Origin of the sequence: Micromonospora purpureochromogenes (genome assembly GCF_900091515.1) — a bacterium.
Classification (GTDB): domain Bacteria; phylum Actinomycetota; class Actinomycetes; order Mycobacteriales; family Micromonosporaceae; genus Micromonospora; species Micromonospora purpureochromogenes.
Genome location: NZ_LT607410.1, coordinates 2858152 through 2880225 on the forward strand (window position 1 = coordinate 2858152; position 22074 = coordinate 2880225).

The window sequence follows — 22074 nt, forward strand, 5'->3', positions numbered from 1 at the left end:
TCGAAGGTGATGGCCAGCATCAGCGGCTCGGCGCCGGTCCACCGGCGCTCGCCCGCCGCGTACGCCTCCTCCAGCACCCGACGGGCGGCGGTCGGGTCATCGGCCTCGCGGTGCATCCGCGCCAGCAGGTGGGCGGTGCCCAGCACCTCCGGGTGGTCCTCGCCGTACGCGGGCCGGGCCGAGGCGATCGTGTCGGCCAGCAGCCGGCGGGCGGCGGGCAGATCACCGGCGGAACGGAGGGCGAGCGCCCGCTGCTGGGCGGCGACGAGGGGGGACGGTTGGGACACGTGAGCAATGCTGCCGGTAGACGGTGTCCGGACGCTACCCGCCCGACGGCACACCCCGCCGATGCTGCCCGCCCCATGCCCCTGACCTGGGCAGATGCCGCGACATTGCACCGGGCCGGCGGCGATGTGCATGATCCATCTCGGCGGTGTACAGTAATGCCCCGTGCGGCCCACCAGGGGCGGCTGGCCGGCAGGAGAGCCGGCGACGCCGACAGGGTAGGCTGGACGAGCAGGTCCGGGTGGCGGAATGGCAGACGCGCTAGCTTGAGGTGCTAGTGCCCGTATAGGGCGTGGGGGTTCAAGTCCCCCCTCGGACACGACTCATAACCCCACGGTGCGCGCTGAGATCAGCTTCAGCGCGCACCGTTTGCGTCTCAGGGTGATAAGTGAGCCGGAGTCCGAGTTGCCGGTAGACCTCGGCCTTGTCGGCGGGGTCGGCGTCGCGGAGCACGGTGGCGATGTCGCCGAGCACGTTCACCAGGGCCGTGATCTCTGCTCGGCTCATCCGGCGCGAGGGTGGTGCCCGCGTTCGTGTGCAGATCTGCTTCCGCGCGGGCGCGTTCGGCCCGTGTCTGGGCGATCCAGCCGGTGACGACCGCCGGGTCGGCACCAGCGTCGAGGGCGGCGCGGTAGCGCTCCAACTTGGCGTCGCACTCGGTGATGATCGTCTGGGCTGCTGTGCCGGTTGCGGGCGGATGATCTAGGGGCTGGGCGTCGGCCATCGCGGTGATCGTTTGTTCGATGCGGTGGGGCGCGAAGGCGGAGGCCAGCCAGGTGTCGAGCGGGTCGGTGAGGGCGTCCTCGCGCAGGTACACGTTGCGGGGGTGTGGGACCTGGTTGGCGAGGGCGTACTCCTGGGGGAAGCGGCAGCGGTAGTAGGCGTCGCCGTGGTTGTACTGGCCCTGCATGCGTCGGTCGCAGGCGGCGCAGTAGATGAGGCCGCGGAAGACGTACGGGTTGCGGGTGCGCTGCCGGACGTGTTGTCCGCCGGTTCCCTGTCCGCGCCATTGCAGGATCGCTTGGGCCTGCTCGAAGGTCGCGTCGTCGATGAGTGGTTCGTGCGTGATGTCTTTGGAGACCACCCACTTGTCGCGGGCGTTCCAGCGCATGACGCCGGTGTGGCCCATCGCCACGTCGTCGACGTCGAGCAGCACCTCGTCGGTGCGTTGCTTGTTCCAGACCTGCCGGCCGGTGTAGCGGGGGTTGGTCAGGATGACGCGGACGGCGCTCTTGGACCAGGCGACGCCGCTGCGGTGCCTATTGCGGGCCCGGTCGTGTGCTGATGGGCAGGGCACGTGATTGGCGGTGAGTCCCTCGGCGATGGCGAAGATGCCGATACCGGCGAGGAACTCGGCGAAGATTCGCCGGACGATCGGGGCCGTGCTCGTCCGGGGTGAGACCTTTGAGGCGTTTGCCGTCGGCAGCCTTGGCGGGGTTGGGATGGGGGCCAAGGTCGCGGAGTGTGTAGCCGTAGGGCGGGCGCCCGCCGAGGTAGCGGCCCTCGAGGAGGGTCTGGGCGGCCATGGCGGTGCGGACGCGGAGCTTGATCCGGTTTCGTTCGCCCTTGCTCATGCCGCCGAAAACGGACATGACCAGTTCGTGGGCCTCGTTGTCGGGGTCGATGGGGCCGCCGATCTCGGGGACCCAGAGTTCGACGCCGTAGTGGGCGAACAACGGCGACGGCGGGCCCGACCTACGCACCACCGTCGCCCACCTCACCACCGGCAGCCTGGGAACACCCGATGAGGCGACATGGGGGGATCTAGGCACCGGCGATCGCACGCTGGGAGCTCCTGATCGGCCGGCCCGATCCCGCGCCCACCCAACCCGGCCAGCACGGCAAGCCCGTGCTCGCACCGCCGTTCGTGGAGTGGCTCATGGGCCTACCCGCCAAATGGGTAACCGACCCCACGCTCGATCTCCCACGCACCGGCGCATTGCGCGTCCTCGGCAACGGCGTCGTCCCTGCCCAAGCGGCGACCGCCCTCCGTCTCCTGCTCTGCCGCCACCGCTGACGCCACACCACGCGGAACTCTTCGCGGGCGGCCCCATGCGGCCGCCCACGAAGAGCCGCGTTGCGGGTGTTCACTCAGGCTACTGGACTGAATAGTCCAAAATTTCATGCGACGGCCGTGTGCGCCAGTATCCGCTCGCGCGTGGTGTGGCCCTGGTGAGTGAGCTTCCGGGCTGCCTCCGCCCCGCTGTCCACCTGTATGTAATCGACGTTACACAGACTGGGCTTGGAAACCCACTTTCGACGGTGTTCACTCAAGCGAGTGGACGAAATGGTCCAGTACAGTCACCCGGAGGTTCATCCCCATGTCTCGCCTGACCGCTCCCGCGCGCGCCGACATCGACGCGAAGACGCAGGGCGCGCTCGACGCCATCGCGAAGCAGTTCGGCTTCGCGCCCAGCATGTTCACCACGCTCGCCGCGAACCCGACCGTGCTCAAGATCGTGATGGGCCTGCAGGGCAGCATCGCGAAGCTCCTGGACGCGAAGACGCGCCACACGATCGCCCTCGCGGTCTCTCAGTCGAACGGCTGCCACTACTGCCAGGCACTCCACGGTTTCATCTCGTCGAACCTCGGCGGTATGTCGGCGGAGGAGATCGAGCTCGCCCGCATGGGCACGTCCAGCGACCCGAAGCGCGCCGCCGTCGCGAAGTTCGCGCAGCACGTGATCGAGACGCGTGGCCAGGTCAGCGACGAGGACCTCGCAGCGATCCGCGAGGTCGGATATCTCGACCCGGAGATCCAGGCGATCGTCACCATCGTGGTCGTCACCCTGCTCACGAACTACCTCAACAACGTCAGCGACGCCGTCGTCGACGTCCCCGGCGCCGACCACCAGTCGGCCTGACTTTCCTCTCCACCCCCCGTTCAAACGAAGGAAAGCGCGATGTTGAATCTCGACAAGCTGATCACGAAGCACCTCACCCGCTACTTCGACCCGAGCAAGAGGATCCCGGAGGAGACGTTCCAGCAGCTGCTGCGTTACCTGCGCACCTCGCCGACGACGATCAACATCCAGCCGAACCGTTTCCATGTGCTGGAGACGCAGGATGGTAAGGACAAGCTCGCGGACGCACTGGTCGGCCGCTTCGCGGACAACGCGGAGAAGGTGCGCAACGCGTCGCACGCCATCGTCTTCACGACGCGCAAGGACATCCCCGACACGCACCTGCAGGAGATCTTCGAGAAGGAGCGCGCCGACGGGCGCTTCGCCGACCCGGAGATCCAGAAGGGATGGGAGGCGGGCGCCTCCAACTTCGTGGAGATCCAGACAAAGAACTATGGCGGGAACGTGCTCCACTGGCTTGAGAAGAACACCTACCTTGTCGTCGGCGCCACGATGATGGCCGCCGCATCCCTCGGGGTGGACGCGACGCCGATGGAGGGCTTCGACCGGGCGACCGTGGACGCGGCCTTCGACCTGACCGACACCGACTACACGACCACGCTGCTCCTGGTGCTCGGCTACCCCGACGAGGCTCGGGTCTCCCACCAGCCGGTCTCGCGGTTCGACGCGGAGAAGATCTTTACGCACATGTGACGGACGGGGCGGACATCGGACCGCGATGCCGGCCCCGTTCACCGCGACTCGGTTGCCCGGCGTCCGCACCTCCTCGACGGAGGCCGGGGCAATCGATCCCTGAGGACTTCGAGGAGGTCAAGATGCAGATTGATAAGGCAGTGCAGGATCGAGCCGCGACCCGCGCCGCCGAGCTTCCCGGCTCCGAGCACACACACCAGTTCACCGGCGACTGGGAGGTATGGAAAGTCGGCGGCAAGGTGTTCATGCTGCAGACGTCCATGCCCGGCGAGCCTGTCGTGATCCTGAAAGCTGATCCAAGCGACGCGGAGGCGCTCCGCGCAGCTCACGCGAGCATCTCGCCCGGCTACCACATGAACAAGAAGCACTGGATCACAGTGCGGGCGGGTGCGGACGTCGGGCCCGCGCTGGTCGACAGTCTCGTGACCGAGTCGTACCTCCTCGTCGTTGCCGGCCTGCCGAAGCAGAGCCGTCCCGTCAATCCCGCTTCGTTCCGCGTCCCGCCCTCCGCCGACTGATCACGCTGACGCCGACCGCGCCCAGAGCGCCGGGCGGGCCGTACGGTGTGAGCGTGATCGATGGGTTCGCTGCGCGGTACGCGGAGCTGGTAACGGGTTCCTACGACTGTGTGGACCGGCAGGATCTGGAGAAGCAGCAGGTACGGCAACGGCGCGCTCATGGGCACGGGCATGACGGCAGCGCAGGGCTCGAACTCGCTCAGAACCGCACTTCAGACAGCCGAACCGAGTATTCGAGCCCCACACGCCCGCGGCAGCGGCACCCCGGCGAGGGCGGTGCGCAGCCGGCCGATGTCCAGCCGCCCGCAGGCGAGGGTGTCATACAACGCCCCTTGACCCCGACGGTGCTCACCCACCAGCGACAACTCCACCAACGACCGGACCGGCCCATCGACGCACAACGCGGCGTCCGTCAGGTCGAACAACGCGTCCGCTGGCACGGTCAAGCAGCGGTAGAACGAGGTTAGATCAAGTTAGAGCTGTGCGAACGGCCCGACTTATCGCAACGGGCCATCGCCGGGGCCATTGGGGTCGTCGACCAGGTGGATCGCGGCTTCTTCGGCGCTCGCGGCACCCGCGTCGATTCCGGCGTCCCACGCCACTGACTCGGCCTCCTCGTCCGCGCCCAGACCCTCGTCGTAGGCGACGAGGCGCCCCGCGCGCGTGTCCCGCTCGTACCCCCGCCGGGTCAGCTCATCCTCGTCGTCGGCCACCTCGGCGTACGGATCGAGGTCCGGCTCCTCCTGACCCAGCAGTTGATCGAGGGACTCGCCCGCCCGCTGCTCGGCGATGGTGGTGCCGAAGCGGTTCGCGCCCGTCCAGCGATCTGCGGCGACGATGCCGGTATCGAGGGGATCACTGACGCGATCGTCGTCCAGGGTGTCCGAGGCGTCCAGGACCCCCTCGTCCTCGATCGCGTCCCACTCCTCGACGGGCTCGATGCTCTCGGTCTGGCTCACGGCCGTCTCTCCTTCGTAAGGCTCGAGCGATGGCGGAAACCTAGGATGTTTCCTGCCGATCTTGAAACTGGTTGGGTTACTGAGTGTCGGCTGCCGGTGTCAGGCGGCCTCGGGGCGGATGTTCCGGTACCGGCCGTCGCCTGTTCTGCTGGTCAAGGAGACCTCACGTGACGAGAGCGACCTCCTGCCAGGGACTGGCCGGCGGACCGGCCCATCTTCGCGGCTACGGCCCTACCCCCGCCGAAGCCGATGATGAGAACGCTCCGCACCCGCCCCCATCTGGACGTCCAGCGTCGCGGGGGGCCGGCGAGGGTGCGCGTCGCGCGCCAGAACCCATCCGGCGTGGAGCGGAACGTGGGTCGCCATCACCGGAGAAGAGCGGCCGCACCGTCGCCCGCAGGTCCAACCTCGTGGCGAGGCCGGTACACATCCTCGTGGACGAACTCGGGGTCCGCGTCGAGGGGCATGATGCGAGCGCGGAGTCAGCGAGGGTAGCTCAGCCGAGGTCGCGTTCGAACGCGGTGAGCTGCTCGTCGTCCCGGCCTCCCACGGGTTCGTGCTTGGGGTACGCGCCGGAGCCGGGATGGATCTTGTCGATGAGGTCGGTGTACTCCCGGTTGCGGGCAATGAACTCACCCACGACCGGGCAGATGATCGTGATCTTCTTCCCGCTCTCGCGGATCTCGTTCAGGACGCGAGAGACGAGTTCCGTGGCTACCCGATGGTGGCGGTAGGCGGGATCGACCCAGGTCGTCAGCAGAACGACACGGCCGCCCACGAACCGGTACGGGAGCTCGGCGATCGCTTCGGCGCCGAGGGTGGCGACCCATCGCCCGTGCTCCGCGTCGTTGATGACATCGAGCTCCCAGCTGGACTCCACCTCGCTGAGACCTGACTTGTCCAAAGCGGCGATGATCGCCGCGTTGTTCTCTTCGCGGGAGACCGCCTCGGCCTCGGGATTGATCGGCATCGTCACACTTCCTGTCGGGGAGCTGATGGGTGGTTCAGGACCGGGGTGAACCCTTGGTCACTCCCGGGTGCTCAGGGTCGATGAGGTCGGCGTACTCGGGGTTGTGCTCGATGAAGGTGCGCACGATCGGGCACAGGATGGTGACCGTCTTGCCTTGCGCGCGCACGTCGTTTAGGACGCGTCGGATCAGTTCGGTGGCGACGCCCTGTTTGCGGAACTCGGGGTACACCAGGGCGGCCAGCAGCACGAGTCGGTCGTCGCCGGCGACGTTGTAGGTCAGCCCGGCGATCTCGCGGTCGCCGACGATGGCGTCGTAGATGCCGGTTTTCTCGTCGTTGACGACGGCGAAGTCGAATGCGCGGGCATGGGGATCATCGAGGACCTCGTCAATGAGGACGGCCTGGTCCTGACTGGCTGTGCCTTTCTCCTCGGGGTGTCCGGCCTCGTCGGGGTACTCGGAGGCGTAGCGGGTCGGCTCGGCTGGGCCGGTCATGTGGGTGTCCCTTCGTTGATGGTCATCAGATCGGTCCCGGCTCGCGGCGACAGTCGTACTCGTCCAGCGTCTTCCCCTTGACGCGCTCGGTCGGGTTGAAAGCGGCGACGGCATCATCGAGAGCCGCCACGGTGGCGATGTTTGCCCGCAGCCGCCCGTCCCGCACCTGCTGGACGATCTCACTCAGTTGTCGACTCCCGCGCGCCGAAGTCGAGCGCCGTTTGACGGTCGGCAGCGCGTCCGGTGCCGATGACGTATGCGCCGGCCTGACGGGCGAGCTGTGCCGCCATCGAGCCGACTGCGCGGGCTCTGCCCTTCACGAAGGCGGCCGTGCTCGCACGGACCTTGCCATGCCGTCAAGCCCGTCATCGCGACGCCCGCGCCCAACGCGAAGTCGACGTGAACAGGGTGGCGATGAGGGCAAGTGCACCGTAGCCGAGCGCGATCTGCGGCAGCGAGAGGGCGTGGGAAAGTTGGCCGGCGAGAAGGGCCGGAATCGTAGCGCTGCTGTAGCAGAGCAGGTAGATCACGCTGAAGATCGATGCCCGGTCGGCCGGTGTGCTTCCGTGCAGCAGACCGCGAGTGGCGGCGCTGATGGCGATCCCTTGAGCGGCGCCGGCGACGATCGTTGCGGCGATGAACAACGCCAGTGTGCCGGTGGCGATCGCCGTGATGATGCCGATCATTCCGGCTAGGAAGGCGATCATGCCGAGACGTTGGGCTGCCGTTGTGGTGAACCGGCCGCCGAGGGGAGCGCCGAGAACGCTGGGACCCATGTAGGCGGCGAACACCAGTCCGACGACGAGCGGGCTGCTGGTGTGGAGCTGATCCTCGACCAGCGCAGGCACGAACGCTTGGTAGAAGGCCCCGGCCGCCCAGGTGGCCAGGAACACCGCCGCCGCGACGGGGAGCAGATGCCTGACCCGGGCTGGCACGTGGACCCGGGGTCGCAGCGATCGCCAAGCACCCGGCATCCGGGTGACGGTCTCCGGGCTGACGGCAATGAGACCGACAGACAGGAGGAGAAGGCCGATGACAACCAGAAAGACGAGGTCGCGTGGCCACGGCCCGAACTGAACCAGGGCGCCGGAGGCGATGGCGCCGACGGCGAGGCCAAGCATGACTGTCTGGCTGGAGGCGACAGAGGCCAACCACGCCGGCCTGGCGGGTGCGGCGTCGACGATGTACGCAGTGAGGCTGCTACTGGCCAGCCCGGCGCCAAGGCCCATCAGGAGCCGGCCGGTGATCAGGACGCCGATGTCGTGCACGTTCAACAGCAGCACACAGCCCAAGAGGAGCAGGACGAGGCTGGCGATCGAGGTGGGCCGCCGGCCCAGATGATTGGACAGTCGCCCCAGCACCAGCAGCGTGGTCAGAGTGGCGGTGGAGTACGCGACGACGGTCATCGAGATGCCGGCGTTGGTGAACCCGTCCTCGGCCCGATAGATGTTGAACAGCGGGATCGTCGAGCCCACAGCGGCAAACGCGGCCACCAGGGAGACCACCGCAGATATGAAGGTCAGCCGGAGCGTTCCGCCCCGGCCGGCCACGCTGGTCACTGGTACCGTGTTGAGCATCTATCTGCGCCTCTCTGTTGTGCTGAACTGTGCGGTTCGACGTGCGCTGTAGGTGGGCACAACGAACGGCGTCATGGTCCGACTGTTTGGTGTCGGTTCGCGGCGCCGTCTTACTTCAATGTCGCGATTGCGCTCCGTTGTGCGGTTCATCGGCGACGAACGTGAAGCCGCGGGTGGTCATGTCCGTGCGCCGGCGCTCAGTGGCCGGGAGGACAGCTCGGGCGGATGCGACGACACGATCCCGATCAGTTCCCATCAGCCGCGACTTCTGTGTGAATCCTGGTAGTAACGGTCCAGCTACGCGGCTCCGCCAGCAGCCGGGCCGCGGTCTGAGTGGGGCCTGCGGCCGGGCGTGTCACCCCGTGACCGAGTACCTCTCCAGGCTAGCCTCCCTGGACTTTATAGTCCAATCTACTGCTTCTGGTCAGAACCGCTCGGCCCTCGTGCATCATCAACGTCGTCGCCTCCCGCGACTCGGGCGGCCTCAAATCCAGACAACATGAAACATCGATGCTGTGATCCGCGACGAGCCCTGCGTGGCGTATCCACTGCGTCGGCGAGGTCCAACGGCAAGGCCTCAGCAAGATCGGTCCGCTCCGCCACGCCGGACAAACCGATCATCCCTTCGGACGATCTACAACCTCCTTCTACCGCGGACGTCAGAACTCGAGGACGTACTTGACCCCACCAGAGCGGCCCCGCGCGACCTGGTCCGCGATCGCGGCGCCGTTCTTGATTGGTGTCGTTTGGACGTCAATTCTCAGTTCGCCGGAGGCGGCGAGTGCCGCGAGTTCGCCGAGTGCACGTCCGTCGGGCTGCACGTAGAGGTCCGAGGTGGTGATTCCGCGAATCGGGTCGGGTGCGTCCGAGGTGATGGAGGTGAGGCGGCCTCCGTCGGTGAGCAGTCCGACCGCGTCCTCGGCGGTGCCTTTCGCGGCGATGAGAACGGCGTCGAATCGGCGATCGCTCTTCTGCGCCCAACCGTCAGCGTGGCTGTCGATGACCTCGCTGGCACCGAGGGCGCGGAGCCGATCGGCGTGGGCCGGCCCGGCACCGGCGACGATGTCGGCGCCCCGGAGGTGGGCGAGTTGCACGGCCAGTGACGCGGTGGGGCCGGACGCTCCGACGACGAGCAGGCGGGTGGTGGCGTCGACCTGGAGCTCGTCGAGGGCCTGCTGGGCGGTGAGCCCGGCGACCGGGAGTGCCGCCGCGATCTCCGGAGCCAGGTTCTCGGGCAGTCGTGCGACGTGCGCGGAACGGACCAGGACGCGCTTTGCCCAGGTGCCGCTGCCGCCGGGCAGGGGCGCCTCGTGGACCAGCACGAGGTCTCCCGTGCGGAATTCGGTCTCGTCCGGGCCGGTCGCGGTGACGCGGCCGACGGCTTCGACGCCCAGAGCTGCGGGCGGAACGAGGCCGACGTCCCATCCGCCGGTGTGAAGCAGGGCGTCCCACGGCCCGATCCCTGCCGCGACGACCTCCAGGACGAGCTCGCCCGCGTCAGGCTGGCGGGGGTCCGGAAGATCGAGGATCTCCAGAGCGCCGTTGGCGGCTCGAACACCGAGTCCGATCATGGTTCTTCCTCCTGTGTTGATTCTGTTGGGCGTGTTTCGGGTTTCAGGCGGCCGGGTTCGTGCTCGGATCCACGGGCCGCCTGGACTTCGGGAGTTTGTCGACCACGAGCCGGTAGGAGTCGGTGACGAGTTCCTTCACCAGGTTCTCGTCGAGGCTGGGCCCACCTGCTGCCGTGATCCAGTGCTTCTTGTCCATGTGGTAGCCGGTCGTGATCTCTGCGTACTGCTCGCGCAGCCCAACGGCCTCGTCCGGATCGGCCTTCAGGATCACGACGGGGTGTCCCGGCATGTCGGTCATGAGCATGAAGAGCTTGCCGCCCACCTTGTACAGCTCCCAATTCGGGCCGACACGGTGCTCGAACGTCACGTCCGGCAGCTCTGTCGCGTACTCGTTCGCGACCTTCTGGAGTTCCTGTCCGTCCATAGCTGATCAACTCCTCTAACGATCGGTTCGCCCGGGCCGGGCCGCTCAGGCGAAGGTGAAGCGACGCTCGGGCTCGAACCGCGACACCGGGGTCTTGTACTGCTTCGCCTCGTCGGGGTAGCCGAGCGCGAGCAGCACGGTGGTGGTGTGTCCGGTCGCGCGGATGTTGAAGGCCATGTCCACGCTGACCGCTCGCCGAGGTTGGCCGCCAGCCGCTCCTTGCCCTCCTGGGTGGACACGACGTAGAAGTGGTTCGGCTGGAGGTTCGTCGACGTGGGAGCCGAGCGCAGGAACTTCAGCAGCTGCTGAGGGGCTGTAGATAGCGGAAGTCGGATACGACTAGGGTTTGCGGGCGAGGAGTTCGCCCACCCGGTCGAAGCTGATGCCTGTCGTGGCCGAGGCGATGTCGCCGGCCTTGAGCGCCGTGGCCGCCTGTTCGAGAGCACCCATCGCATGCGTGTAGAGAGCAGGGCCCAGGCTGATGCGCTTGACCCCGGCCTTCTGCAGTTCAGAGACGGTCAGCACCTGGTCCGCCGGTGAGATGAGGACGTTCACGGGTGTCGGCGCGACGGCGGTGACGATCGCGACCAGGGACTCGAGTTCGGGCGGGAACGGCGCGTAGAGCACGTCGGCGCCGACCTCAGCGAAGGCCGTCAGCCGTCGGATGGTGTCATCGAGGTCAGGCCGCCCCTGGATGAAGTTGTCGGTGCGAGCGGTGACGACGATGCGTCGCTTCGCCGCGGCGACCGCACTGCGAACCCGGCCCACCGCGTCGTCGAAGTCGCGGATCGGGTCATTGGGATTCCCGGTGGTGTCCTCGATCCCGATGCCGGCCAGCGCGTGTGCGACGGCACCGTCCACGGTCGCGGCGACGTCCTCGGCGGTGACGCCGTAGCCGTCCTCGAAGTCACCGTTGACGGGCAACCCCGTGAGCCGGCCGAGCAGCTGTGCGTGGTCGAGATGCTCGTCGCGGGTGATGCTGTGGCATCCGTCGACGCGGCCGAGCGCGGCCGCCAGGGCCGCCGACGACGTGCCGATGGCCTCGAAGCCGGCATCCGCCAGGACCAGTGCCGACGCCTTGGCCGACGCGGGGTCGGGCAACTAAGCGCACGCCCCCGTCATCACCGCAACCTCGTCCGGGCACGGGTCGAACCAGGCATTGCAGCGCCACGGGCTGCCGATCCCCGACGACACGACCTCCGACAAGTCCGCCCTGCTCGGCGGACGCTCCACCGTCACTTCGCCGACTGCACCGCATCGCGTTCAAGCTGTCGCGGTCGACGGAGACGCTGTCGCCGTCCGAGGGCGGGACGACAACCGTTTGCTGCTCGGCCGTGATCACCGAGCAGCATGCGGCCTGATTTCAGCGCGTTCCGACGAACTCGGTCCTCACGCTCCATGCGAACTGAATCAGCAGGGTCACCGGGGACTTCTCGGCAATCTCATGCATCACCTTCAAGTCGTCGGGGTCAGGGTCTTCGCTCAGCGTGATCGTGCGCTGCAGGTAACGCTCTGCGCCTTCCTGCTCGGGCTCGTGGTAGTCGATCTCGACGGTGATGTCACCGGCGGTGTCGTACTTGTAGTCGACGTACTGCCTGAGCGTCTGAGCAGTGCACGACGCGAGCGCCATCAACAGGTACTCCGTCGGCGTCGGGCCTTCGCCGAGTGTGCCGTGGTGTGGTTCATCGGCGACGAACGTGAAGCCGCCGGTGGTCATGCCCGTGCGCCGGCGCTCAGTGGCCGGAAGGACAGCTCGGGCGGATGCGACGACACGATCCCGATCGGTTTCCATCAGCCGTGCCTTCCTGTAGATCCTGGTGTGAGGTTCCAGATACTCGGATCCAGCAGCAGCCGGCCGCAGTCGGAGCGGGGGCTGCGGCCGGGCGTCTTCACCCCATGACCGAGTACCTCAGCAGGCTAGCCGTGGTGGACCAGATAGTCCACTTGATCTCACGTGTCGGCAGCTGCGCGGCGCTCGTGATCATCAACCTCGCGGGTGTTCAAGCTGCACTGAGAGGTGGTTGGGATCAAGCTGCCCCCAGCATAACTCGCTCAACGCCACAGCCGGAGTGGACTTATTGGTCCTTCGAGGTTAGAGTTTGTCGTCGTTCACGCAGCGGGGTGGCGATCGTCGTCGCCTCCCGCGACACGCGGACTCAAACCGGACAACGTGAGGAACATCGACGCTCAATGATTTGCAGTGGCAGTGCGAGGCGATCCAGCCACGCGAGGAACGACTCGATGGCGGCTTCCTCGCCGCGGTGAAGACGACCGGCACCTACTGTCGGCCACCGTGTCGCGCCAAGCCCTCGCGAGGGAAACGTCGACTTTCACCCGACGGGGGCCAGCGCCGAGCTCGCTGAACACCGAGCCTGCAAGCGTTGCTCCCGACGCAGCGCCCCCGGCCCGGCCGGCGCCTGGCCAGTCGAGCTCGTTGGGGCGTTGGAGCGTTCATCGAGCCTTTTCCAAGCTGATCTTGCAGCTCAGGGCAGGTGCGGCGAGCCCGGGGATCGATGAGGGCGAGGCTCCAGGTAAGACAGCAGTCGACCAAGATCCGATGCCCCGACCGGGAGCCTCGCCCGTGCTGTCTTACCCTTCCACGATCTCGCTGTCCAGCCGCACCCTGAACCACCTCGCTGACCTCATCCGCCAGCACCGCAACCAGCATCGATCCCGGTGGCGGCGCCTCGATCCGGGCCGGCAGGCGCTGCTCGCCCTGGCCCACCTGCGCAACGGCGACACCTACACGCGGCTCGCCGCCGGGTTCGCCGTCGGCGTCGCCACCGCCTGGCGCTACGTACAGGAAGCGATCGTGCTGCTCGCAGCGGTCGCCGAGGATCTGGCCACGGCGATGCGGCGTATCCGGCAACTGGCGTACGCGATCCTGGACGGCACGTTGATTCCGATCGACCGCGTGGCAGACCAGAAGCCGTACTACTCCGGCAAGCACAAGCGCCATGGCGTGAACGTGCAGGTCATCGCCGATGCCGCCGGCCGGCTCGTCTGGGCCTCACCGGCACTGCCGGGCTCGGCGCACGACCTCACCGCCGCCCGCATCCACGGCATCATCGACGCGCTGACCAGCGCGGACGTGATGACCTTCGCCGACAAGGGCTACCAGGGCGCGCGGGGCAGCGTGCGCACGCCGTTCAAGCGGCGCCGCTTCCGGCCGAAGCTGTCGCGCCGGCAGAAGACGGTCAACCGGGCGCACGCGAGGATCCGAGCCCGCGGCGAACGGGCCATTGCCACGCTCAAGACCTGGAAGATCCTGGCCAAGCTGCGCTGCTGCCCGCGCCGCGCCACCGCAATCGTGCAGGCCATCCTCGTCTTGCACCACGTCGAAGCAAACCGCTACGCAGGATGAAAATGGCTCATCGAAGACGGCGTGGTCAATCGGGGTGGGATCGGCAGTTCGGTGCATCAGCTGGGGAGATCAATCCGCGATGTCGAGCAGCATTGCTCCAACAGGCAGCCGCCGACACGGCGGCACTGGTGTGCGCGCGCCGCGCAGGGGTCGCGCATGGGTCGCGACGAGCCCCGGTGGGGGCATCGGATCTCAGTTAACGGGTCGGCTCGCCGGACGGCTCCGTGAGGAACGATTTGATGTGCTCCAGCGCCATGTCCAGCGCAACTTCCATGGGCGCGACGTTGTGCGCGGCGTTCGCCAGCAAGTAGCCGCCTTGCAAAGCTGCCATCAACCCCGTGGCCAACTTCTCCGGGTCGGCGTCCTGGCGTAGTGCACCGCTGTCCCGCATCCGGTGCAGACCCTCACTGATCAGCTTTTCCCATGCCGCGAACGTTTCCAACAGCATCGATCGAGCCTGCTCATCCTGATCGGACAGCTCGACAGCCATCGACCCGAGGCCGCACCCGTATCTGCCGTTGTTCAGCGAGTTGGCCTGGACCAGCGCGTTACGCCACCGGACCAGCCCGGAGAACGATCTCAGCCGTTCGAGCCCGCCGCGCTCACGCTGAAGCACCAGCGCGCCTCGATACTTGACCAACGCGCGCACGAGCTCCTGCTTGTCGGCGAAGTGGTGGTAAAGCTGAGACTTGCTCGTCTGGCTTGCCTCGCGGACGTCGTCAAGGGTTGTCGCGTTCACTCCCCGCACGAACATCAGCCGGTTTGCCGCCTCGAGGATCCGCTCTCGCGTCGCGATGCCCCGTTGACTGATCCTCCGCTGCCTCGACGGCGCAGCCACCTGCTCGTCGCCCATCGGTCAAGTGTATCCAGCGGCGCGCCAGATTACCCACGGGCGATGGGGCCTTGGAGTCCAGTCGGCGTTATGTCGCATTCGCGTGATGGCGAAGGGCGAACGCATGCGCCGCCAGCTTGATTGAGCGGGGTGCTGCGTCCGGGAGATCATCGATAGGGCGAGTCTCCCGGGACTATCTGGTCCTCGCTGTGGCAGCAACACGTCCGTCAGCGCGGGCCCGGGCACCGGGGAGCCCGTCGCACCCCGGCGCACCTCCCGCAACCCACGCGCGCCAGCAGTCCGTGCAGCCGATCGAATGCCGCGTCGCGCTCGGCGCCGGTCTCGGAGAGAGCCTGCACCCATCCGGCTGGCTCCTCGTCCAGGCGACCACCTCGGCCCCGGGCCGGCGCGCGGACCGGGGGTCCGCGCGCCGGAGGTGTCAGGCGGTCGCCCGCTTCGGGAGCTTCCACCCGGGGCGGGGGAAATGGCAGGTGTAACCGTCGGGGTAGGTCCTCAGGTAGTTCTGGTGCTCGGGCTCAGCTTCCCAGAAGTCGCCTGCGGAGGTGACCTCGGTGACGACCTTGCCGGGCCACAGGCCCGAGGCGTCGACGTCGGCGATCGTGTCCTCGGCGACCCGCTTCTGCTCGTCGCTGGTGTAGAAGATCGCCGAGCGGTAGCTGGTGCCGATGTCGTTGCCCTGGCGGTTTTTCGTTGAGGGGTCGTGGATCTGGAAGAAGAACTCGAGCAGCGCGCGGAAGTCGGTCTTCCCGGTGTCGTAGACGACCTCGATGGACTCCGCGTGGGTGCCGTGGTTGCGGTAGGTGGCGTTCGGGACGTCGCCGCCGCTGTAGCCGACGCGCGTGGACACGACGCCGGGCTGTTGGCGGAACAGCTCCTCCATGCCCCAGAAGCAGCCGCCGGCGAGGATCGCCTTTTCGGTGGTCACAACGCCTCCTTACTTGTCGTTGGTGTCACTCGTGAACATGGTGCGGTATTCGCCATACCCTGCGTTCTCCAGGGCGTCGAGGTGGCTGAACCGCACCGACGCGGAGTTGCTGCAGTAGCGCAGTCCACCCTTGTCGGGGGGCCGTCGTTGAAGACGTGGCCGAGGTGGCTGTCCCCGTGCAGCGAGAGGGCCTCAGTCCGGGCTCGTCCCGTGGCCGGAGTCGTCGCGTTGGCGAACGGGCGCTCGGTGGCGTCCTGCTGGGTCACGCGGTACTGCTCCGGGTCGAGCCGCGAAACGGCTTCCTGGTTCTTTGTGGTACTGGGTCTGCTGAGGCACCGCTCTCCCTTCCCGGCCTTTCGGCGCGCGAAGCTGGGTAACGAGGTGAAACGCACCTGGATGCCCGAATGTACAGATACCCTACGGCCGGTGGTATTCCCGCGGCCCCACCGTATCTGGACTAACGAGTCCAGTAAGATTCCCGCAAGCAGCTGGTTGGGTGCCCTCGTTACGGCAGGCGGCCTGGGATAAACCGCCGCCACGGTAGCACCCGCTTGAACCAAGAGTGGACTTGACGGACCAGTTCTACTGCGGCTAGGTTCAGGATGCCTGACTGGGTGCCTCCGATAGCGACGACTGTCCGACTTACCCACCGGCGCCGAGTTCTGCGGACGTCGCGCCACTGCCCGGGAACCGGGTGCCGGTGCTGCGAACATGAATCGCGATTCGGTGGGGAGAGACAACTGTCATGACTGAGAGTTGCGAGGGCCGAAAGGTCGCGGTCGTTGGCGGCAGCAGCGGCATGGGCCTCGCCACGGCCCACCAGGTCGTCGCCGCGGGAGGCACCGTCGTGATCACGGGCCGAGACCAGCTGGATGACCGGCGCACTCTCGACGTCGACGGCGGCATCATGCCCGGCCGCAACTGACCCTCGAAACGTGACGCCAGGATCGCGCCAGCGGGGGCCGCGACCCCGGCGGCGCCTTACCGACGACTTCGCTCTCGCGCTCGTTCCTCGACGCCCTCGCGCCACAACCGCTACCGATCAACGTGGTAGAGACCGAGGCGGCGCCGCTAATGCTGGTGAAACGACATTTGCACCTCGTGACCGTACAAACGAGGACTGGATACAGGGAGGCGCCGGATGAAGGCGATTGTGGTGACGGACCAGGCTGCGGGAACGGCCGGGATGACGCTGGTGGAGCGGCCCGAGCCGGTACCGGCGCTGAACGACGTCGTCGTTCAGGTTCATGCGTCGGGATTCGTCCCGACTGAGATGTCGTGGCCCTCGACCTGGACCGATCGCCTCGGCCGAGACCGGACGCCGTCGATCCCTGGGCACGAGCTGGCCGGGGTGGTTAGCGCTCTCGGGTACGGCACGACGGGCCTGTCTGTGGGACAGCGGGTGTTCGGCCTCACGGACTGGACCCGCGACGGCACCCTGGCCGAGTATGTGGCCGTCGAGGCGCGCAACCTCGCGCAGCTGCCCGGCGACGTCGACTTCACGGTGGGCGCGAGCCTGCCGATCTCGGGACTGACCGCGTGGCAGGGACTGTTCGAGCACGGCCGCCTTCAGGCGGGGCAGTGCGTCCTCGTACACGGCGCGGCCGGCGCAGTCGGTTCGATGGTGACGCAGCTCGCACGCGAGGCCGGCGCCTACGTCATCGGCACCGGGCGCACTGCCGACCGTGAGGCGGCGCTCGGCTTCGGCGCGCAGGAGTTCGTCGACCTGGAGAACGACGCCCTGGAAGACGTCGGCGGGGTCGATCTCGTGTTCGATGTCATCGGCGGCGACATCGGTAAGCGGTCGGCAGGCCTGATTCGCGCCGGCGGAACGCTGGTGTCCGTCGTCGGGCCGCCGGAGGCGCGGCCCGCCGACGGCCTGGCGGTCGACTTCGTCGTCCTGCCCGATCGCGCTCAACTCGGTGAGCTCGTCCGGCGGGTGCGGGACGGACGACTCCAGACAAACATCGGCAACGTCGCGACCCTCGACGACGCCGTCGCGGCTCTCAATCCGACCAAGCGGATCACCGGGAAGACGATCATCCGCGTTCGTCCCTGAGGGCTCGGGGACAGCGAGCGGTCCCGCTCTCCTTGTGGATCAGCGTCAACCGCGTGGCAGGTTCGGACGACTCGTATTGAAGACGTCATCGGACTGAGCGGGCACCCGGCGTAACCAGCGCCCGGCCGCCCGAAGGACATCACGAACGCGGTGTCGTTCCTGCTGCCGGACAAGTCGAGCTGGATGACCGGCGCCATCGCCGACGTCGACATCATGGCCGGCCGCAACAGATCCTCGAAACGTAACGCCGGGATCACGCCGGCGGGCTGCGGACGTGCCCCTACGCGTCCGCAGCCCGGGCCCGCGGGGGAGACCACCAGCGGATTCGGCGAGAGCGTGGCCCCGCCGGCGCGCACGTGGTCGCGCCCGCTGGTGAGATCCGTGACTCGACCTGTGCTCACCTAGTTCGTGAAGGCCTACCCCGGCCCCTACTTCCAGTGGTAGATCGGCGAGGAAGACGGCCTGCCAGCCGAGGGCCTCGGCCAGGACACCGCCGACCGACGGTCCCAGTGCCCTGCCTACGGCCGACATGGTGCCGAGCAGCCCCATGGCGCTGCCCGTGCGCGCCTCGGGCACCAACGATGGTGGGTGCTCGCCCTTCTCGCGCGTGCCGGCGTAGCCCTGGGCGGCGTGGCGGTACGGCTGGCCGCCCGCTGCGACGTCGGCAGTGCCCTGCTGCGCAGCGGGGCGGGGACCTTCCGGGCGATCTGGCAGCCGCGCCGGCCGATCGGCGTCGCGGCCCGGGTCCATCTTCCGGCGATCACGGGCTGGCTGGCAGGCGGAGTCCTGCTCACCACGATGATGGGCTCGCTGGCACGTCCTCCGGCGAGCATCAACCACGGCCGCCCTTCTTCGGGGCGTCCATCGCGGACCCACGGGGAGGCAGGGGTCAGTGCTGCGGTGGCAGCAGCTCCAGCAGCAGCGAGGTCAGATCGTCGGCGCTGAGGTCCGGCAGCCGGTCGAATGCGCCAGAGGCCCGGGCGGTGAGCACGCCGATGAACGCAGCGGTGAGTACCTCCGCCTTCTCCTGCGGCCGGTCCACCCCGTCGGCAGCCAGCCTGGCAGTCAGCGGGCCGACGATCCGCCTGTGCAGCTCCGCCCGCGACGCGGCCTGCGCCCGCGGATCGTCGTGTGGCCGGATCGCGACCCGGTAGATCGGGCTGGGTCCACGGCGGACGGCACGGTCGACGAGGTGCCGCATGCGGGCCGGGTCGAGGATGTCCACGGGGACGTCGTCACCCATCTCCTCGCGCAGCACGGCGATGTACAACTGCGCCTTGCCGCCGAAGTAGCGGGCGATCATGGCGGCGTCCACTCCGGCCCGCTCCCCGATGTCCCTGGTGGTGGCGTGGTCGTAGCCCCGCTCGGCGAACAGCTCGGCTCCGGCTTTCAGTAGCGCGGCCCGGGTACCGTCCGCGTCCCGGCGCCGCCGCGGGGAGGCCGCGCCGCCGCGCGAGTCACTCATGCCGACTCCTCGCCGCTCGGTTTGTGAGACACCGGCGCGCTCGGCCCGCTGGCTGGTGCCAGGCCGGGAGCAGTGCGCCGGCGGCCAGACTCATCAGCCACAGGGCCACCCCGAGGAAGGCCGCGGCGGTGTACCCGGAGGCGGACGGGTACGGCTGCCAGCTCGGGGTGTGCACGGCCAGCATCTCGGCGCTCAGCGCGCTGCCGGTGGAGTAGCCGACGTAGCGCAGCACCTGGTTGAAGCTCATCGCGCTGCCGGTCGCCTGAGCCGGCACGGCTCGAGTGATCATGCCGGGCATGACCGCGAACACCGTACCGACCGCCAGCCCGACCACGGCCATCACGACCACCAGTTCCCCGATGGTGTGCCGGAGGAGCCCAAACAGCACCATGCCCGCGAGCGCGAGCGCGGACGCGGCCGGGATCAGCAGCCGCTCGCCACCGCGGGAGACCACTACCGGCGTGATCCGGCTAGCCGCGAAGCTGCCGGCGGAGAACGGCAGCAGCACGAGACCCGCGACGACGACTGAGCCGCCGAGCCCGTCGGCCGTACCGACAGGGGTCTGCACGAACTGCACCACGAGGGAGATCAGCAGGTACATGCCGAGCCCGGCGAGCACCGCGGCGACGTCCGCCGCCAGTACCCCGCGGTGGCGTAACAGCCGCAGGTCCACCAGCGGCCGCTGGTGGCGCAGTTCGTACCCGGCCCAGGTTGCCGTCGTCACCACCGCGACGACGATAGCCACCACCGAGCGCGGCGAGAACCAACCCCAGGCATCGCCCTCGCTGATGAACAGGATCAGGGCCGCCAGTCCGGCGCCGAGGAGAACCGCACCGGGTACGTCGAGCCGGACCCTGGGCAGGTGACGCGATGACGGCACGATCCACCCCGCGGTGAGCAGCGCGACCAGACTGACCACCGCCCCGAACCAGTACGCCAGATGCAGCCCGCCGTACTCGGCGATCAGTCCGGTGACCGGGTACCCGAGGCCGACGCCGGCCACCGTGGTGATGGAGAGCATGGCCATGGTGGGTCGTGCGCGCTGCGGCGGCAGCGAGTCGCGGGCCGTCGCGATCGCCAGCGGTGTGAGGCCCAGACCGGCGCCCTGCAAACCCCGGCCGACGAGCAGGGCGGCAAACCCAGTCGGCAGCGCGGCCAGCGCGCAACCCGCCGTGACGAGTACGAGCCCTGCGAGCATCACCGTGCGCCGTGCGGGACCGTCGCCGAGCCGGCCCATGATCGGCGTCGCGATCGCCCCGACCAGTAGCGTGATCGTCAGAGACCACTGGGCGTCGGTCACCGATACGCCGTCGGCCGCGGCGATCTTCGGGATGAGCGGCGCGCCGAGGCTGCTCACCACCGCGACCACGGTGCCCAGGAAGATCAGTGTGGGGACCAGACCGCGTGTCGAGCGCCGTTGATACGTGGGCGGCTTCTCCTGTACCACCGTCATGCTGGCCCTGCTCCTCACCGCCGGGTACGGCGACCCGCGTCCGGCGCGCATGTCATCAACTGATGTCATCGCTTGATGACTACGGTAGACGCCGGGCGGGCGACCAGCGGCAGCCGGTGGTCAAGGTCACTCCCATGGCCGCCGGGTCGGTGCCGCCGCCGGCCCGTCTCAACCAATCTGACGGCAAGTCCCGATTGCGGCTGACGGCTGAGGTCAGACGCAATCGGTGGGGAGGCGGGCGCTGAAGGCGAGCAGGGCGACCCCGCTGCTTCCACGGGTGGCGGTTCCGGCGGCTGGTGTCCACCGCGTACCCGGCCATTGATGGGGCGTCTGTGCGAGCACCCCAGCATGGCCGGCGCGGCCGGGCCATGAGGTCAGGCGCGGGAGCGCAGGAAGCGCACCAGCCCGGCTACATCCTCCGGTACGAGGCGGCCGATGGCCCCGCTGGAGTAGACGGCGTTGAGTACGGAGCCGTCCGGGCCGAGGACGAAGCCGGTCGACTGCAGGTGACGGCGGTCGTCGTTGAGGTACGCGCCGGTCAGGGCGGCGACCTGCTCGGCGTCCGCGCTGTGGCCGACGGGGAACGCGAGGTGGTGCTTGTCGACCAGCGCCCTGGTGGTGGGTTCATCGTCGACGGAGAGCGCGGCGACCCGGACGTCGAGTGCAGTGAGAGTGTCGGTGGCGCGCTGGAACGCCGCGAGCTGAGCGGTGCAGTAGGGGCACCAGGAGCCCCGGTAGATCAGTACGACGCCGTAATGCCCGGCGAACTCATCGGGTAGCCGGAGGGTGCCCCCGCCGGTACGGGGCACCTCGAGGGTCGGAAAGGTCTGGCCGTTGTCGAGTCGAGCCATGTTGCGTCTCCTTGTCAGCCGGTTCACGATCACATTGAGTCAACGCCACGAAAACTGGACCGACAAGTCCAGTTAAGCCGTCGTGACGGACATGACAGCGACGAGGTCCACCGGGCTGACCGCCCGCGGTGCCCGGACCCGGGAGCGGATCATCGAGGTGACAGCCACCCTCGTTTTCCGCCAGGGCGCCGCCGGAACCAGCCTGGACGAGGTCATGGCCGAGGCGGCGGTCAGCAAATCGCAGCTCTACCACTACTTCGCCGACAAGGACGACCTGCTGCGGGCGGTGATCGACCGACAGACCGGCCGCATTCTGGAGGCTCAGCGCGCCCAACTGGACGACCTCGACTCGATCGAGGGTCTCCGGCGCTGGCGGGATCTGGTCGTCGCGACCCAGGAGGCCGCTGGCCGGGTCGGGGGGTGCCCGCTCGGTTCGTTGGCCAACGAGTTGGCCGACCGGAACGAGAACACCCGTGGTGTCCTCGATTCCTCCTTCCGGCGGTGGGCGGCGCGGCTGGCCGATGGGCTGGCCGCGATGCGGGCCAACGGGCAACTGGTGTCCGAGGCGGATCCCGCGGCCCTCGCCGAGGCGCCCATCGCCGCCCTGCAGGGCGGCCTGCTCCTGGCCAAGACCCGGCGGACCGCCCGACCGCTGGCCCGGGCCCTTGACATGGCCATCGCGCACATCAACACCCTCACGCCCAGCGGACGGCGCCGCGGATGACGGACGGCGGCCATCCCGGGCAGCCG

Annotated in this window: 24 protein-coding genes, 1 tRNA gene and 4 pseudogenes; 9 read left to right on the forward strand and 20 right to left on the reverse strand. The window is 68.3% G+C overall.

Annotation, left to right across the window (positions count from 1 at the left end):
* Nucleotides 1-113: 113 nt before the first annotated feature.
* Nucleotides 114-419, reverse strand: a pseudogene (locus tag GA0074696_RS31780) (hypothetical protein); the annotation flags it as partial.
* A gap of 101 nt (nt 420-520) precedes the next feature.
* On the opposite strand from GA0074696_RS31780, the gene GA0074696_RS13210 reads away from it, so the two are divergent.
* A tRNA-Leu gene (locus GA0074696_RS13210) sits at nt 521-604 on the forward strand.
* A gap of 57 nt (nt 605-661) precedes the next feature.
* On the opposite strand, the gene GA0074696_RS13215 is transcribed toward GA0074696_RS13210, so the two are convergent.
* Nucleotides 662-1738, reverse strand: coding sequence for a recombinase family protein (locus GA0074696_RS13215; protein WP_197700833.1), 1077 nt, complete (start codon nt 1736-1738; stop codon nt 662-664).
* Nucleotides 1739-2606: 868 nt separating this feature from the next.
* Between GA0074696_RS13215 and GA0074696_RS13225 the strand changes: the two genes are divergently transcribed.
* The 3 genes from GA0074696_RS13225 to GA0074696_RS13235 all read left to right on the forward strand — a co-directional run bounded on the left by GA0074696_RS13225 (nt 2607) and on the right by GA0074696_RS13235 (nt 4360).
* Nucleotides 2607-3149 carry a carboxymuconolactone decarboxylase family protein gene (locus tag GA0074696_RS13225; RefSeq protein ID WP_088961389.1) on the forward strand — a complete coding sequence of 181 codons (543 nt, stop codon included), beginning with the start codon at nt 2607-2609 and terminating at the stop codon, nt 3147-3149.
* A gap of 39 nt (nt 3150-3188) precedes the next feature.
* Nucleotides 3189-3842 carry a nitroreductase family protein gene (locus tag GA0074696_RS13230; RefSeq protein ID WP_231925352.1) on the forward strand — a complete coding sequence of 218 codons (654 nt, stop codon included), beginning with the start codon at nt 3189-3191 and terminating at the stop codon, nt 3840-3842.
* Nucleotides 3843-3964: 122 nt separating this feature from the next.
* A complete protein-coding gene (locus GA0074696_RS13235; RefSeq protein ID WP_088961390.1) occupies nt 3965-4360 on the forward strand; it encodes an MmcQ/YjbR family DNA-binding protein in 396 nt (131 codons plus the stop codon).
* 227 nt (nt 4361-4587) lie between these two features.
* On the opposite strand, the pseudogene GA0074696_RS13240 reads toward GA0074696_RS13235, so the two are convergent.
* The 12 genes and pseudogenes from GA0074696_RS13240 to GA0074696_RS13290 form a co-directional block, all read right to left on the reverse strand.
* A pseudogene (locus GA0074696_RS13240) lies at nt 4588-4818 on the reverse strand (transposase); the annotation flags it as partial.
* 39 nt (nt 4819-4857) lie between these two features.
* Nucleotides 4858-5319 carry a DUF5709 domain-containing protein gene (locus tag GA0074696_RS13245; protein WP_088961391.1) on the reverse strand — a complete coding sequence of 154 codons (462 nt, stop codon included), beginning with the start codon at nt 5317-5319 and terminating at the stop codon, nt 4858-4860.
* Between the two features lie 496 nt (nt 5320-5815).
* Nucleotides 5816-6289: a GNAT family N-acetyltransferase gene (locus GA0074696_RS13250; protein ID WP_088961392.1), complete on the reverse strand. Its 474-nt coding sequence runs from the start codon at nt 6287-6289 to the stop codon at nt 5816-5818.
* Nucleotides 6290-6323: 34 nt separating this feature from the next.
* A complete protein-coding gene (locus tag GA0074696_RS13255; RefSeq protein WP_157745881.1) occupies nt 6324-6782 on the reverse strand; it encodes a GNAT family N-acetyltransferase in 459 nt (152 codons plus the stop codon).
* A gap of 25 nt (nt 6783-6807) precedes the next feature.
* Nucleotides 6808-6948, reverse strand: a complete 141-nt coding sequence (locus GA0074696_RS31785) for a hypothetical protein (RefSeq protein WP_231925353.1) — start codon at nt 6946-6948, stop codon at nt 6808-6810.
* Nucleotides 6949-7147: 199 nt separating this feature from the next.
* Nucleotides 7148-8359, reverse strand: a complete 1212-nt coding sequence (locus GA0074696_RS13265; protein ID WP_088961394.1) for an MFS transporter — start codon at nt 8357-8359, stop codon at nt 7148-7150.
* Between the two features lie 659 nt (nt 8360-9018).
* Nucleotides 9019-9930, reverse strand: coding sequence for an NADP-dependent oxidoreductase (locus GA0074696_RS13270; protein WP_088961395.1), 912 nt, complete (start codon nt 9928-9930; stop codon nt 9019-9021).
* A 43-nt stretch (nt 9931-9973) separates the two neighbouring features.
* Complete coding sequence (locus tag GA0074696_RS13275; protein WP_088961396.1) at nt 9974-10354, reverse strand: MmcQ/YjbR family DNA-binding protein; 381 nt, start codon at nt 10352-10354, stop codon at nt 9974-9976.
* Nucleotides 10355-10399: 45 nt separating this feature from the next.
* Nucleotides 10400-10537 (reverse strand): nitroreductase family protein, encoded by a 138-nt coding sequence (locus tag GA0074696_RS31790; RefSeq protein WP_231925354.1) that lies wholly within the window; start codon nt 10535-10537, stop codon nt 10400-10402.
* Nucleotides 10538-10590: 53 nt separating this feature from the next.
* Nucleotides 10591-10689, reverse strand: a pseudogene (locus GA0074696_RS32560) (hypothetical protein); the annotation flags it as partial.
* Nucleotides 10690-10693: 4 nt separating this feature from the next.
* Nucleotides 10694-11455 (reverse strand): isocitrate lyase/PEP mutase family protein, encoded by a 762-nt coding sequence (locus tag GA0074696_RS13285; protein ID WP_088961397.1) that lies wholly within the window; start codon nt 11453-11455, stop codon nt 10694-10696.
* A gap of 262 nt (nt 11456-11717) precedes the next feature.
* Nucleotides 11718-12146, reverse strand: coding sequence for an OsmC family protein (locus tag GA0074696_RS13290; protein ID WP_088961398.1), 429 nt, complete (start codon nt 12144-12146; stop codon nt 11718-11720).
* Between the two features lie 403 nt (nt 12147-12549).
* On the opposite strand from GA0074696_RS13290, the pseudogene GA0074696_RS32565 reads away from it, so the two are divergent.
* Nucleotides 12550-12871 (forward strand): annotated as a pseudogene (locus GA0074696_RS32565) (Ada metal-binding domain-containing protein).
* A gap of 64 nt (nt 12872-12935) precedes the next feature.
* Nucleotides 12936-13718: a transposase family protein gene (locus GA0074696_RS13305; protein WP_088961400.1), complete on the forward strand. Its 783-nt coding sequence runs from the start codon at nt 12936-12938 to the stop codon at nt 13716-13718.
* A 196-nt stretch (nt 13719-13914) separates the two neighbouring features.
* On the opposite strand, the gene GA0074696_RS13310 is transcribed toward GA0074696_RS13305, so the two are convergent.
* Both GA0074696_RS13310 and msrA read right to left on the reverse strand, forming a co-directional pair.
* Complete coding sequence (locus GA0074696_RS13310; protein WP_088961401.1) at nt 13915-14571, reverse strand: TetR/AcrR family transcriptional regulator; 657 nt, start codon at nt 14569-14571, stop codon at nt 13915-13917.
* A 418-nt stretch (nt 14572-14989) separates the two neighbouring features.
* Nucleotides 14990-15496 (reverse strand): peptide-methionine (S)-S-oxide reductase MsrA, encoded by a 507-nt coding sequence (gene msrA, locus GA0074696_RS13315; protein ID WP_088961402.1) that lies wholly within the window; start codon nt 15494-15496, stop codon nt 14990-14992.
* A 745-nt stretch (nt 15497-16241) separates the two neighbouring features.
* Between msrA and GA0074696_RS30750 the strand changes: the two genes are divergently transcribed.
* Both GA0074696_RS30750 and GA0074696_RS13325 read left to right on the forward strand, forming a co-directional pair.
* Nucleotides 16242-16421, forward strand: coding sequence for a hypothetical protein (locus GA0074696_RS30750; protein WP_157745883.1), 180 nt, complete (start codon nt 16242-16244; stop codon nt 16419-16421).
* A 216-nt stretch (nt 16422-16637) separates the two neighbouring features.
* Nucleotides 16638-17555: an NADP-dependent oxidoreductase gene (locus GA0074696_RS13325; RefSeq protein ID WP_088961403.1), complete on the forward strand. Its 918-nt coding sequence runs from the start codon at nt 16638-16640 to the stop codon at nt 17553-17555.
* A 45-nt stretch (nt 17556-17600) separates the two neighbouring features.
* Here GA0074696_RS13325 and GA0074696_RS31360 read toward each other — a convergent pair whose 3' ends face one another.
* The 4 genes from GA0074696_RS31360 to GA0074696_RS13350 all read right to left on the reverse strand — a co-directional run bounded on the left by GA0074696_RS31360 (nt 17601) and on the right by GA0074696_RS13350 (nt 21324).
* Nucleotides 17601-18305: an MFS transporter gene (locus GA0074696_RS31360; protein ID WP_197700835.1), complete on the reverse strand. Its 705-nt coding sequence runs from the start codon at nt 18303-18305 to the stop codon at nt 17601-17603.
* Between the two features lie 139 nt (nt 18306-18444).
* Complete coding sequence (locus tag GA0074696_RS13340; RefSeq protein ID WP_088961405.1) at nt 18445-19020, reverse strand: TetR/AcrR family transcriptional regulator; 576 nt, start codon at nt 19018-19020, stop codon at nt 18445-18447.
* The gene (locus tag GA0074696_RS13345) at nt 19013-20473 is read right to left on the reverse strand and encodes an MFS transporter (protein ID WP_088961406.1); all 1461 of its coding nucleotides are present in this window, start codon (nt 20471-20473) and stop codon (nt 19013-19015) included. The genes GA0074696_RS13340 and GA0074696_RS13345 overlap by 8 nt, the downstream gene beginning before the upstream one ends.
* Nucleotides 20474-20847: 374 nt before the next feature.
* A complete protein-coding gene (locus tag GA0074696_RS13350; protein ID WP_088961407.1) occupies nt 20848-21324 on the reverse strand; it encodes a peroxiredoxin family protein in 477 nt (158 codons plus the stop codon).
* 91 nt (nt 21325-21415) lie between these two features.
* Between GA0074696_RS13350 and GA0074696_RS13355 the strand changes: the two genes are divergently transcribed.
* Nucleotides 21416-22048 carry a TetR/AcrR family transcriptional regulator gene (locus tag GA0074696_RS13355; protein ID WP_088961408.1) on the forward strand — a complete coding sequence of 211 codons (633 nt, stop codon included), beginning with the start codon at nt 21416-21418 and terminating at the stop codon, nt 22046-22048.
* Nucleotides 22049-22074 lie beyond the last annotated feature (26 nt).

What these genes read in the sequence shown, in the direction of transcription:
- GA0074696_RS13225 (WP_088961389.1), top strand. Translation starts at nt 2,607, where the DNA reads ATGTCTCGCCTGACCGCTCCCGCGCGCGCCGACATCGACGCGAAGACG.
- GA0074696_RS13230 (WP_231925352.1), top strand. Translation starts at nt 3,189, where the DNA reads ATGTTGAATCTCGACAAGCTGATCACGAAGCACCTCACCCGCTACTTC.
- GA0074696_RS13235 (WP_088961390.1), top strand. Translation starts at nt 3,965, where the DNA reads ATGCAGATTGATAAGGCAGTGCAGGATCGAGCCGCGACCCGCGCCGCC.
- GA0074696_RS13250 (WP_088961392.1), bottom strand. Translation starts at nt 6,289, where the DNA reads ATGCCGATCAATCCCGAGGCCGAGGCGGTCTCCCGCGAAGAGAACAAC.
- GA0074696_RS13255 (WP_157745881.1), bottom strand. Translation starts at nt 6,782, where the DNA reads ATGACCGGCCCAGCCGAGCCGACCCGCTACGCCTCCGAGTACCCCGAC.
- GA0074696_RS13265 (WP_088961394.1), bottom strand. Translation starts at nt 8,359, where the DNA reads ATGCTCAACACGGTACCAGTGACCAGCGTGGCCGGCCGGGGCGGAACG.
- GA0074696_RS13270 (WP_088961395.1), bottom strand. Translation starts at nt 9,930, where the DNA reads ATGATCGGACTCGGTGTTCGAGCCGCCAACGGCGCTCTGGAGATCCTC.
- GA0074696_RS13275 (WP_088961396.1), bottom strand. Translation starts at nt 10,354, where the DNA reads ATGGACGGACAGGAACTCCAGAAGGTCGCGAACGAGTACGCGACAGAG.
- GA0074696_RS13290 (WP_088961398.1), bottom strand. Translation starts at nt 12,146, where the DNA reads ATGGAAACCGATCGGGATCGTGTCGTCGCATCCGCCCGAGCTGTCCTT.
- GA0074696_RS13310 (WP_088961401.1), bottom strand. Translation starts at nt 14,571, where the DNA reads ATGGGCGACGAGCAGGTGGCTGCGCCGTCGAGGCAGCGGAGGATCAGT.
- GA0074696_RS30750 (WP_157745883.1), top strand. Translation starts at nt 16,242, where the DNA reads ATGACTGAGAGTTGCGAGGGCCGAAAGGTCGCGGTCGTTGGCGGCAGC.
- GA0074696_RS13325 (WP_088961403.1), top strand. Translation starts at nt 16,638, where the DNA reads ATGAAGGCGATTGTGGTGACGGACCAGGCTGCGGGAACGGCCGGGATG.
- GA0074696_RS31360 (WP_197700835.1), bottom strand. Translation starts at nt 18,305, where the DNA reads ATGGACCCGGGCCGCGACGCCGATCGGCCGGCGCGGCTGCCAGATCGC.
- GA0074696_RS13340 (WP_088961405.1), bottom strand. Translation starts at nt 19,020, where the DNA reads ATGAGTGACTCGCGCGGCGGCGCGGCCTCCCCGCGGCGGCGCCGGGAC.
- GA0074696_RS13345 (WP_088961406.1), bottom strand. Translation starts at nt 20,473, where the DNA reads ATGACGGTGGTACAGGAGAAGCCGCCCACGTATCAACGGCGCTCGACA.
- GA0074696_RS13350 (WP_088961407.1), bottom strand. Translation starts at nt 21,324, where the DNA reads ATGGCTCGACTCGACAACGGCCAGACCTTTCCGACCCTCGAGGTGCCC.
- GA0074696_RS13355 (WP_088961408.1), top strand. Translation starts at nt 21,416, where the DNA reads ATGACAGCGACGAGGTCCACCGGGCTGACCGCCCGCGGTGCCCGGACC.